The organism is Pseudomonas guangdongensis, from assembly GCF_900105885.1.
GTDB classification, from domain to species: Bacteria; Pseudomonadota; Gammaproteobacteria; order Pseudomonadales; family Pseudomonadaceae; genus Geopseudomonas; species Geopseudomonas guangdongensis.
On the sequence record NZ_LT629780.1, the window covers coordinates 656144 to 668248 of the forward strand.

The 12105-nt window shown below is 69.1% G+C and carries 7 protein-coding genes and 2 tRNA genes; 5 read left to right on the plus strand and 4 right to left on the minus strand.

From position 1 onward, the window contains the following. Positions 1–15: 15 nt before the first annotated feature. The 5 genes from mutY to BLU22_RS03190 all read left to right on the plus strand — a co-directional run bounded on the left by mutY (position 16) and on the right by BLU22_RS03190 (position 4129). Positions 16–1092, plus strand: a complete 1077-nt coding sequence (gene mutY / locus BLU22_RS03170; protein WP_090212064.1) for an A/G-specific adenine glycosylase — start codon at positions 16–18, stop codon at positions 1090–1092. 38 nt (positions 1093–1130) lie between these two features. Continuing rightward, positions 1131–1403 (plus strand): oxidative damage protection protein, encoded by a 273-nt coding sequence (locus BLU22_RS03175; protein WP_090212066.1) that lies wholly within the window; start codon positions 1131–1133, stop codon positions 1401–1403. Between the two features lie 95 nt (positions 1404–1498). Beyond that, positions 1499–1574: transfer RNA gene (locus BLU22_RS03180), tRNA-Phe, on the plus strand. 28 nt (positions 1575–1602) lie between these two features. Further along, positions 1603–1678: transfer RNA gene (locus tag BLU22_RS03185), tRNA-Phe, on the plus strand. A gap of 282 nt (positions 1679–1960) precedes the next feature. Beyond that, entirely contained in the window at positions 1961–4129 is a 2169-nt protein-coding gene (locus tag BLU22_RS03190) for a putative bifunctional diguanylate cyclase/phosphodiesterase (protein ID WP_090212068.1), read from the plus strand. A gap of 76 nt (positions 4130–4205) precedes the next feature. Here BLU22_RS03190 and BLU22_RS03195 read toward each other — a convergent pair whose 3' ends face one another. The 4 genes from BLU22_RS03195 to BLU22_RS03210 form a co-directional block, all read right to left on the minus strand. Beyond that, positions 4206–6332, minus strand: coding sequence for a methyl-accepting chemotaxis protein (locus BLU22_RS03195; protein ID WP_090212069.1), 2127 nt, complete (start codon positions 6330–6332; stop codon positions 4206–4208). 323 nt (positions 6333–6655) lie between these two features. Further along, positions 6656–8776, minus strand: coding sequence for a putative bifunctional diguanylate cyclase/phosphodiesterase (locus BLU22_RS03200; RefSeq protein WP_090212071.1), 2121 nt, complete (start codon positions 8774–8776; stop codon positions 6656–6658). Between the two features lie 246 nt (positions 8777–9022). Next, positions 9023–10636: a methyl-accepting chemotaxis protein gene (locus tag BLU22_RS03205; RefSeq protein WP_162274130.1), complete on the minus strand. Its 1614-nt coding sequence runs from the start codon at positions 10634–10636 to the stop codon at positions 9023–9025. A 427-nt stretch (positions 10637–11063) separates the two neighbouring features. Beyond that, complete coding sequence (locus BLU22_RS03210) at positions 11064–12101, minus strand: IS630 family transposase (RefSeq protein ID WP_090211663.1); 1038 nt, start codon at positions 12099–12101, stop codon at positions 11064–11066. Between the last annotated feature and the right edge of the window lie 4 nt (positions 12102–12105).

Here is a 12105-nt window from a genome sequence, read left to right on the forward strand (position 1 = left end):
ACCGCCATGACGCCCATGACCGCACCCGCCCCCACCGCCGACTTCGCCGCCCGCGTGCTCGCCTGGTTCGACCAGCACGGCCGCCACGACCTGCCCTGGCAGCAGGACATCACCCCCTACCGGGTCTGGGTGTCGGAAATCATGCTGCAGCAGACCCAGGTGGCCACCGTGCTCGGCTACTACGACCGCTTCATGGCCGCCCTGCCGAGCGTGCAGGCGCTGGCCGCCGCTGCCGAGGACGAGGTGCTGCACCTGTGGACCGGACTCGGCTACTACAGCCGCGCGCGCAACCTGCACAAGGCGGCGAAGATCGTCGTCGCCCAGCACGGCGGCGAGTTCCCCCGCTCAGTGGAGGCGCTGGCCGAGCTGCCGGGCATCGGCCGCTCCACCGCCGGCGCCATCGCCAGCATCGCCATGGGCCTGCGCGCGCCGATCCTCGACGGCAACGTCAAGCGCGTGCTGGCCCGCTACCTGGCCCAGGACGGCTATCCTGGCGAGACCCGCGTCGCCGCGCAGCTGTGGGCCGCCGCCGAACGCCTGACCCCGCAGGCGCGGGTCAACCACTACACCCAGGCGATGATGGATCTGGGCGCCACCCTGTGCACCCGCAGCAAGCCGAGCTGCCTGCTCTGCCCGCTGGTCGAGGACTGCCAGGCCCACCGCCTCGGCCGCGAGAAGGACTACCCGCAACCCAAGCCGCGCCGCGAGCTGCCGCAGCGCCGCACGCTGATGCCGCTGCTGCACGACGGCAAGGGCGCCATCCTGCTCTACCGCCGCCCGCCGAGCGGGCTGTGGGGCGGCCTATGGAGCCTGCCGGAGCTGGAGCAGCGCGAAGCCCTCGACGCCCTGGCGCGCCGTCATAATCTGCGCCTGGGCGAGGCGCAGCCGCTGCCGGCGCTGCTGCACACCTTCAGCCATTTCCAGCTGCACATCGAGCCGCTGCTGGTCGCCGCGCAGCCGCTCGGCTACGCCGTGGCCGAGGGCGACTGGCTCTGGTATAACCTCGCCAGCCCGCCGCGCCTGGGGCTCGCCGCCCCGGTGAAGAAACTGCTCAAGCACGCGCAGGCCGCCCTGCAGCCCCCGGCCGCCTGACGGCTGCGCCTTTCGCCCCCGTTTCGAGGAGAGACCCGATGACCCGCATGGTGATGTGCCGCAAGTACAACCAACAGCTCCCCGGCCTGGAGCGTCCGCCCTACCCCGGCCCCAAGGGCGAGGACATCTTCAACAACGTCTCCAGGCAGGCCTGGGAAGAGTGGCAGAAACACCAGACCATGCTGATCAACGAGCGCCGGCTGAACATGATGGACGGCGAGGATCGCAAGTTCATCCAGGCGGAAATGGACAAGTTCCTCGCCGGCGAGGAGTACGCCCAGGCGGAAGGCTACGTGCCGCCCAGCGCCTGACCCGTCACGGCCGCAAGTGTCTGAAAAAAACTGATTTTTTTCGCGGCGACGGTTGACTGCGCAACGGGAAAGACGGTTTAATGCCGCCCGTTGTTGCCCAGGTAGCTCAGTTGGTAGAGCAGGGGATTGAAAATCCCCGTGTCGGCGGTTCGATTCCGTCCCTGGGCACCACTTGTTTCAGGTGCCCGATCCCTGATTCGCCCAGGTAGCTCAGTTGGTAGAGCAGGGGATTGAAAATCCCCGTGTCGGCGGTTCGATTCCGTCCCTGGGCACCATCGAACATCGTCAAAAGCCCCGGCCCAGCGCCGGGGCTTTTGCATTGCGCGCCCGTCACGCAGAGCGGCCGGTGCGCATCCGCACTGGTGACGCCCCGCCCCGCCGGCCTATACTGCGCCACCGGCTCGCACAGCCCAACTTCAAGGCTCGGAAGGGAATCGCCACATGCCGAGGACGATCGTCAGCGCCCGCACCGCGACAGCGATGCCCTCCGCAGCCGCAGGCCCTCTCCGCGCCGTGCAGCCCATCCGTCCCCGGTACGAGCGGCAGCGTCAATCCCCATGAGCTCCAAGTCCCCCGACTCCCACGCCATCGCCCTGCTCGAACGCCGCCTGGCGCGCGAACGCGCCGCCCGCAAGGCCGCCGAGACCCTGCTCAGTAGCAAGAGCAGCGAAGTCTACGAAGCGCTGCTGCGCTCCTCCGACACCCAGCGCCTGCTGGAAATGGCCCTGTGGGCCAGCGGCGAATCGATCTGGGAATGGTCGGCCGAAGACGACACCTACATCACCCGCAGCTTCGCCAACCCGGACCTGCCGCCACGGGTCGCCAGCGGCTCCCTACAGCAACTGGCGCAGCACCTGCACCCCGACGACCGCGACCGCTTCTGGCTGAGCTGGCGCATGCACGCCGCCGGCGCCAGCGAACCCCTCGACCTGGCCATCCGGGTCAGCAACAGCCGCCGCCACTGGCGCTGGATCCGCGTGCGCGGCAAGGCCGTCGAACTCAGCGCCGACGGCACCGCGCAGCGCATCGTCGGCACGGTCAAGGACATCACCGCGCACCGCGAGGCCGAATACTCCTTCCGCCTGATGGCCTCGGCCTTCGCCAGCTCGCGCGACGCCATGCTGGTGCTGCGCGACAACTGGCAGATCATCGAGGCCAACGACGCCTTCCAGCAGCTCACCGGCGAACAGGGCCTGCCCGGCCGCGCGCTGTCCGACTACCTGCGGCTGCCCGACAACCTGCAGCAGCGCTTCGACGACGGCGGCCATGCCCAGTGCGAAACCCGCCTGCGCGCGCGCAGCGGCGTCGAGGTGCCGGTCGAGCTGACCCTCAGCCGCTTCGCCGCCGAGGACAGCACGCTGTCCTACCTGATCGCCACCCTGCGCGACATCACCGACCGCAAGCGCACCGAAACCGCCCTGGAACGGGTCGCGCGCTTCGACGCGCTGACCGAGCTGCCCAACCGCAGCAGCCTGCAGCAGCAGCTCAGCCTGCAGCTGCGCAAGGTCGACGCCAACCGGCAACTGGCGGTGCTGTTCATCGACCTGGACGGCTTCAAGCAGGTCAACGACTCCCTCGGCCACCAGGCCGGCGACGAGCTGCTGCGCATCGTCGCCGCGCGCCTCGGCCCGCTGCTGGCCGACAACGGCCTGCTGGCGCGTTGGGGCGGCGACGAGTTCGTCGCCCTGCAGCGGGTCGGCGCCGACCGCGAGCAGACCCTGCAACTGGCCGAGCGCCTGCTCCACCAGCTCAGCCAGGACATGCAGATCCGCGGCCACCGCATCAGTATCTCCGGCAGCATCGGCATCGCCTTCGCCCCCGAGGACGGCAGCGACGCGGAAACCATCCTGCGCCACGCCGACGCCGCCATGTACGCCGCCAAGCACGCCGGCAAGAACCGCTGCAAGGTCTACCACCCGGGGCTGACCGCCGACGCCCTGGAGCGCGTCACCCTGCTCGCCCAGCTGCGCACGGCGATCGACAACGAGGAGCTGGATTTCGTACTGCAGCCCAAGTTCAACGCCCGCGGCGAGGTGGTCGGTGCCGAGCTGCTGGCGCGCTGGGAAACCGCCCTCAACGGGGTGATCTCCCCCGGCGTGTTCGTCCCGCTGGCCGAGCAGAACGGCATGGCCGTGGGCCTCGGCCGCCTGGCGATCCGCCGCGCCGCCGACTACGCCGCCTGCCTGGCCGCCGCCGGACGGCCACTGCCGGTGGCGGTGAATATCTCCGCCTGGCAGGTGATGGACGACCGTCTCGGCGAGGTGCTGCACAGCGCCTGCATGAACGCCGGGATCACCCCGGCACAGCTGGAGCTGGAGGTCACCGAGTCGATCTTCCTGCAGGAATCCGACGCCCCGGTGCAGCACCTGACCGCCCTGCGCGAACAGGGCTTCCCGATCGTCATGGACGACTTCGGCACCGGCTACTCCTCCCTCGGCTACCTACGCCGACTGCCCTTCGACACCATCAAGATCGACCGCAGCTTCCTGATCGACGTCGACCTGGACGTCAAGTCGCAGCGCCTGCTCACCGGCATCGTCGACCTGTGCCGCTCGCTGGGCATCGGCACCGTCGCCGAGGGCGTGGAAACCCGCGAGCAGCTCGACCTGCTGCGCCGCCTGGGGGTGGCGCAGTACCAGGGCTACTACCTGGCCCGGCCGATGTCGCTGGCGGCGATGCTCAAGTTCCTGCCGCGCCACGCCGAGCTGCAGGAAACCCTCGGCTGAGCGACGCCGCCGGAGCTGCGCCCATGAGCCGCCGCCGCGGCGCCAAGCACCGGCCGGCGACCCGTCCAGCCCGGCGCTACGCCTGGCTGACCTTGAACTGCCCGACCAACTGGCGCAGCTTGCCGGTGTCGTGGCGCACGCTGGCCGAGCTGCCGGCCAGGTTGCGCAGGATCTCCTGCATCTCCTGCGCCGCCTGGTCGACGTTGTGCACCGTCTTGCCGTAGTGGGCGCTGCGCTGGGCCAGACGGGTGATCAGCTCGAACATCTGCGCCACCGCCTGCTGCAGGCGCCTGTTCGCCGAGCCGTCCTGCTCGGACTGGCGCAGGCTGGCATCGACGTTGGCCACCCCGCCGTTCATGAAGGCCACCGCATCGCGAGTCTCGGCCTGCAGCCCCTCGACCACCCGGCGGATCTCGTCGGCGGCGCCGGCGGTGCGCGAGGCCAGGCTGCGGATTTCCCCGGCGACCACCGCGAAGCCGCGGCCGTGCTGACCGGCGCGGGCCGCCTCGATGGCCGCGTTGAGCGCCAGCAGGTTGGTCTGCACGGTCACCTCGCTGATCAGCGAAACGATGCTGCCGATCTGCCCCATGCGGCTGTCCAGCGACTGCACGCTGCCGGCCGAGCGCTCCACCACGTCGCGGATCGCCTGGGTGCTCTCGCGGGCGCTGCCGATCACCGCATCCATCGCCCGCTGCATCTCCTCGGCGGTCAGCGAGGCCTGCTGGATCTCGCCCAGCTGCGCCTCGACCATGCGCAGCATCTCGCCCATCGCCCCGGTCATCGCCAGCGAGGTGGCGCAGGCCTCGGCGTTGCGGCCGAGCATCTGCTCGTTGGTCTGCCCCACCGCATGGGAGGCGCCGATCACCTCGCCCACGGTGTTGTCGAGGTTGTCGATGAAGCTGTTGATCCAGCGCGCCATGTCGCCGGTCTCGTCGTTGCTCATCCGGCTGCCGTCCAGGCGCTGGCTGAGGTTGCCGCCGCCCTCGGCAATGCCGCGGATCACCCCGGTCATCTCGTCGAGGCGGCGCGCCAGACGGCGCGGGCCGAAGGTCACGAACAGCAGGCTGGACAGCGCCAGCAGGCCGACTTCGAGCAGCTCCAGGGTGCCCTCGGGCAGGCCGCTGTAGTGCTTGAGCAGGCTGCTGGCGGCCAGCCAGCCGCCCATGGCGAGGATGAAGGTACGCACCAGACCGAGGGTCAGCGAGCGGCGCCGGTAGACCTCCTCCAGGTCGGCCTCGCACATCATCCCCCAGCGGTCCGGCGAGCAGGGCAGCTGGAAGGTCACCCCCTTGCCGACCACCGGCACGTGCCGGTAGTCGGAGTAGCCCGGGTAGGTGACGAACAGGTTGCTGCCGTTGCGGATGGTCTCGCGCACCCCCGGGTGCAGCTCGCCGGTAGCCGGGTCGACGAAGCGCAGCTCCAGCTCGGTGTGGCGCCGCACCTGCACCGTCGACCAGCGGGTGTGCACGCCGCTCTTGAGGTTCTCGCCGAGGCTGAAGGTGCTGTCCTCGAAGCGCGAGCGCGACAGCGCGGTGCCGGGGGCGATGTGCGGTTCGAAGCGCGCCTCGACCATGAACAGATAGTTGTCGCCGGAATCAGGATAGACATGGCCGGCCTCGCGCTGGATCAGGTCGCCCAGCACGTCGTTGGGCACCCGCCCGCACAGGCAGCCGAGCACCTGGCCGTCGCGCCGGATCGGCTGGTAGAACATCAGCGTCACCTCGTCGTGGAAGCGCGAGCTGGACGGGCCGATTTCCAGCGTCAGCGGATCGCGGTAGGGCCCATGGAGGAACGGCTTACGCAGGCCGGCGGCCAGCGCGCGCGGGTCGAGGTCGCTGGCCTCGCAGTGCGCGGCCCAGCTGGAGGCCAGCACCACGCCGCTCGGCGAGGCCACGAACAGCTCGGAAAAGTCCGAGGCCCGCTGCAGCCGCTCGGCGAGCAGGGCATTGTCCAGCCAGGCGAAATCCTGGCTGAGGCCCTCGGCCAGCTCGTGCAGATAGGCCCACTGGCTGCGCGCCCAGCTCTGCAGCAGGCGCACGCGGGTCTGCGCGATGCCCTCGAAGACCTGCTCGGCCAGCGGATAGGTGCCGCGATTCAGCCAGCACGACCAGCCCAGCGCCAGCTTGCCGGTGCGCCCCAGCCACGGCAGCCAGCGCCGCTCGGCGGCGGACAACGGCATGGCCTTGCTCTTCAATGTCGACATGGGCTCCCCTCTGCAACGGCAATCCTGATGCAGCCGGTACAGCAAGAAAGGTGCCATGACTACGGAACGGGCACGACGGCCGCCCCGGCGCACAACGGCGGTGCAGCCCCGCGGCGCAACGGGGCATGCCGCGCACCGGGATGGGGCGTAACGCACCGAGCATGCCACCCACGTCCCCGCGTCGCGAGCGACGCTGGCGAGGCGGTGCCAGGGGCGGTCGCTGCGCGGCCGGGCGGCGAACGCCTGCCCATACGCCCGGGCCGAATCAGCCCCCACGGCTGCATGGCCGGCGGCTCCGCTTGCGCGACGAGGGCGGCGCGCGCTCAGCGCGGCGCCTGCTCGACCAGCAGCGCCGTGCAGGCGGCGACGTTCAGCGGCCGCGAGAAGTGGAAGCCCTGTACCAGATCGCAGCCCTTGCTGCGCAGGAACTCGGCCTGCGCGGCGTTCTCCACGCCCTCGGCGACCACCTCCATGCCCAGCGAATGGCCCAGCACGATCACCGCCTCGACCACCGGATCGTGGCGGGTATCGGCCTTGATCCGGCTGACGAAGGCGCGGTCGATCTTCAGGCTGGTGGCCGGCAGGCGGGTCAGGTAGCTGAGCGAGGAATAACCGGTGCCGAAGTCGTCGATGGCCAGACCGAAGCCTTCGGCGCGCAGCTGCCGGAGCAGCGCCAGGTGCGCGCCGGTGTTGCCCAGCGCGGTGCCCTCGGTGATCTCCAGCTCCAGCTGCGCGGGCCGCACCCCGTACTCGGCGAGGATCGCGCGCAACTGGCCATGCAGGTCGCGGCACTCGAAGTGCTGCGCCGACAGGTTGACCGCCAGGCGCGGCACCGTCAGCCCCTGCGCCTGCCAGAGGCGGATCTGCGCGCAGGTCTGGCGCAGCACCCAGTCGCCGATGCCGCGGGCCAGGCCGTGCTTCTCGGCGAAGGGAATGAAGCGCGCCGGCGACACCGCGCCCCACTCGGGATGGAACCAGCGCAGCAGCACCTCCATACCCTGCAGGCGGCCGTCGTCGAGGCGGTACTTGGGCTGGAAATACAGCTCGAAGGCGTCGCCGGCCAGCGCCTGGCGGATGCCCAGCTCCAGCTCCAGCGCCGAGCGCAGCTGCTCCTGCAACTGCTCGCTGAAGAACACCAGCTCGTTGCGGCCCTTGGCCTTGGCCTCGTGCATCGCCGCCTCGGCCTTGCGCAGCAGCTGCTCGTGGTTGCGCCCGTCGTCCGGGCACAGGCAGACGCCCAGGCTGGCGGTCAGGTTGAACGGCCCGGCCGCGGTCGCGTAGGGCTCGCTGAGCCGGGCCAGGATGCGCTGGGCCAGCGCGGCGGCCTGCTTGGCGCTGCCGATGTCGTCGACCAGCACGGCGAACTGGTCGGCGCCCAGGCGCGCCAGCAGGTCGTGGCGCGACAGGCTGGCGCGGATACGCCCGGCGCTCATCTTGAGGATCTGGTCGCCGGCCAGCTGGCCGAGCGCCTCGTTGGCCAGCTTGAAGCGGTCCAGGTTGATGTGCAGCAGGGCGCTGCGCCGCCCCTCGTGGCGCCGGTTGCTGAGCAGCAGGCGCAGGCCCTCGACGAAGCTGGCGCGGTTGTGCAGCCCGGTCAGCGGGTCGTGGGTGGCGAGGTACTCGGCCTGCTCGCGGGCCTGCACGTGCTCGGTGATATCCAGACCCAGCCCCTGGAACTCCCAGCCCTCCTTGAGCTGCAGCGGCGTACCCAGCGCACGCACCCGCCAGTCGATCCAGCGCTCGCTGCCGCCGCAGCGCATGCGGATCTGCAACTGCTGGTGCAGGCCCTCGCTGAACAGCGCCTCGAACTGGCGCTTGACGATCACCCGGTCGTCGGGGTGGATGAACTCCAGCAGGCTCTTGCCGAGCATCGCCTCGGCGCTTTCGCCGAGGAACAGCACCATCGCCGGGTTGCAGAAGGTCAGCCGCAGCTGGGCGTCGACGCGCATGATCAGCTCGGTCTGGCTCTCGACGATGTCGCGGTAGCGCTTCTCGGCGTGGTGCAGGTTGAGCAGCGCCTGCTTGTAGCTGGTCAGGTCGTGGCAGATGCCGACGAACAGCCGGCCCTCCTCGGTCTCCGCCACGCCCACCGAGAGGTGCATGGGAAATACCTCGCCGTTCTTGCGCCGGCCCTCGACATCGCGGCCGATGCCGACGATCCCGGCCTTGCCGCCGCCGGCATAGGCCTGCAGGTAACTGTCGTGCAGCGCGGCGTGGGGCTGCGGCATCAGCATCGAGATATTGTTGCCGAGCACTTCGGCGGCGGCATAACCGAACAGCACTTCGGCGGCACGGTTGAACAGGCGGACATGGCCGCGAGCATCGATGGCGACGATCCCGTCGACGGCCGCCGCCAGCAAGGCGTCCTGCACCGACACCCGGCTCTGCAATTGCGCGCGCGTCAGGCCATCGAGTTCCTTGCAACCCAATTCATCGCTATACATCGAAGGCACCGACTCCCGTGTCTTCAGGCCAGAACTGCGCGATCCGCTCGACAGTCCGCAGCGCCATTGTCCATTGTGGACAACTCATGACAGCCATTTAAAAGGATTGTCGCGGCGGCGAACAACTCCGCGCTGCCGGCACCGGGCAAATAATTGTCCGCGGCCGGTGCGCGCCCGCCGCAGCGCGCATTCCCGGCGCAGGAACAGCGCGCCCGGCCGGGCGCAACGGGCGGGGCCGCCCCGGCGTCAGTGGCGGCGCCCCGCCGGCGTACCCGCCACGCTGCCGAAGAACTCCAGCGCCTGCTCCAGTTCGGCGCCCTGGGCATCCAGCCGGCGGGCCAGGTGCGCCGACTGCTGCACCAGCGCGGCGTTCTCCTGGGTGACCCGGTCCATCTGCCCGACCGCCTGACCGACCTGGGCGATGCCGCTGCCCTGCTCCTCGGCGGCGCCGGCGAGTTCGGCCATGATCACGTTCAGCTGGGTCACCGCGCCGACCACCTCGTGCAGCGTATGCTCGGCCTGGCGCACCTGTTCGGCGCCGCTCTCGATCACCGTGGCGGAGCCTTCGATCAGCGCCCGCACCTCCTCGGTGGCCACCGCGGTGCGCTGCGCCAGGGTCCGTACCTCGCGGGCGATCACCGCGAAGCCGCTGCCCTGCTCGCCGGCCTTGGCCGCCTCGATCGAGGCGTTGAGGGCCAGCAGGTTGGTCTGGAAGGCCAGCGTCTCGATGCTGCCGATCACCCGGTCCATCTGCGCCGCGCCGCCGGTGATGCGCTCCATGGTGGCCACCACCTCGCCCATCACCGCGCCGCTCTGCTCGACGGTGTCCACCGCGCGGCCCGCCAGGTCGCCCGCCTCGCGGGTGTGCTGGGCGCTCTGCTGCACGGTGGCGGTGATCTGCTCAATGCTCGCCGCGGTCTGCTGCAGCGCCGCCGCCTGCTGCTCGGTGCGTGCCGAAAGGTCGAGGTTGCCCTCGGCCATGCCGCGCGTCGCGCCGGCCACCCGGTCGATGCTGGCGTGGATGTCCAGGACGATGCCGCTCAGGCTCTTGCGCAGGGTGTCGAGCAGACGCTCCAGCTCGCCCAGCTCGTTGCGCTGCAGGTCCTTGAAGCGCAAGCCGATGTTGCCGGTGGTCAGCTGCTCGACGAAGCGCACCGACTCGTCGAGCGGGCGCAGGATCGCCCGCGCGGTGCCGATGCCCAGCCACACTGCCAGCAGGCTGCCGCCGCCGATCAGCCCCCACTGCGCCCCCAGCAGCGTGCGCTGCAGGTCGGGATCGCCGCTGGCCAGGCCGTTCAGCGCCAGCAGGCCGCTGCCGGCCAGGGTCGCCGCGCAGGCAGCGGTCAGGTAGACCAGCCGCGCCTTGAGCGAGCCCAGGTGCAGGCGCTCCAGACGGCCGAGCAGGCCGCCATGCACCAGTTGCCCGCGATCCAGCTGCATGGCGCCGCGCTCGCCCCGGGCAATCGCCGGATAGGCGCTCTGCGCCCGGGCAATCTCCTCGCGAGCGGCCTTGACGCGGATCGAGGCGTAGCCGGTGTGCACACCGTCCTCGTAATAGGGCAGCACCGAGGCGTCGACCCAGTAGAACTCGCCGCTCTTGCGCCGGTTCATCACCAGCCCGCGCCAGAGCTGGCCGGCCGCGATGGTCTGCCACAGGTTGGCGAACGCCGCTGCCGGCATGTCCGGATGGCGCACGATGTTGTGATCGGCGCCCAGCAGCTCGGCGTAGTCAAAGCCGCTGACGGCGACGAACGCCGGATTGGCGTAGGTGATGCGCCCCTTCAGATCGGTGCGCGAAATCAGGAACTCGTCATCCTGGAGCACATATTCCTGAGCTGTCGCGAGTGGGTCGTTACCCATTGCAGATACCTGGCAGAGATGGAAATTACCTACCCCGGATAACGGGGCGGGTCGGCAAGACCGATAAAACCTGTGCGCTAGGGCCTGTAACTCTCGAACGGCGGCCATAGCGGTGTTTCATTTATTCCAGCGCGTATCCTGCAGGCTCATTCGTTAAATATTGAATGGCTGTTTCCTGGCAGACGAAATGCGGCATTGTTCTTCTCGTTATTCAGACTATTGTTCATGTTTTAATTAGCTGCCGAGCGACCTGCCGCGATATTGACAAGCGTCAATCGACAGGCGGGCATTCACCCCGGATACGGACTCCACGCCCCATACCTTGGGAGTCCGGTACGACCCAGGTGGTACTTGCGGCGCACACCCGGCAGGCCAGCGTGCGCCACATGTTCACGGCGTTATTAATCCGGCAACCCAATACCCCAAATCATGCTGCATACGCGATTTTGGGATGTCGGAAGTAGGAACGAATCCGCTCGGGCTTTGATTGAAGGCGCCGCATGACCGAGCGGACTCGGCCTTCCAACGCATCCCGACTTTTCAAACTTGGCCCGCTGCGCACCTGATGCTTGAGATCGCCATTCAGGTATTCGTCCGGGTTGAGCTCGGGGGCGTAGGCGGGCAGAAAGAACACCTCAATCCGTTCGCGCCGCCCCTCCAGCCAGGCTTTGACCTTCTTGCTGTGGTGCACGCGCAGGTTGTCCAAGACCAGGAAGACCTTGCGCCCGCTGGTATCCCGGATCAGTCGCCCCAGGAAGCGGATCAGCACGACCGCTGTCATGGTTTCCCGGTACAGCATGAAGCGCAGCTTGCCCCGGTTGGTCACCGTCGAAATCATGTTCGTGGCAAAGCGGCTTCCGCTGACTTCGCGTACGGGCGTCCGCCCTGCCGGGGCGTAGCTGCGCCCTGCATGACTGTCGCTGCGCAGGCCGGTTTCATCGCCCCAGTGGATCTCGCCGCCCTCGGCCTTGGCGCGCTGCTCGATCTTCGGATACTCGGTTTCCAGCCAGCGCTTTATCGCCTCGGGCTTCTGCTGGTAGGCGCGCTTCAACGGGCGTTGTGGGGTATAGCCCCAACGCTTGAGGTATTCACCGACTGTCCGGATAGGCATCTGAAAGCCGCAGTGCAGGGCGATCAGGGCGCGCACCGCATCACGCGTCCAGAGCGCGAAGTCCAGCTTCAACTGATCCGGCATGGTGTCGAGCAACAGGGTGCGAATCAGTGACTCCTGCTCGGAGGACAGGCTGCGTCGCTCCCCCGGCAGCGATCCGCGCTGGCCACCTTCGATCGCGGCCTCTTTGCCCTGGTGCTCCGCGATCGCGACCCAATGCGCCACCGTGCGCAGATGAACGCCAACGGCTTCGCCGATGGCTCTGTAGGTATACCCCTGCTCGCGCATGCGTAGGGCGATAGCGCGTTTTTCGCGCTGTTCCAAGGGGCTGAGGCTTCGTGCGTCGCTGGTCATGGTG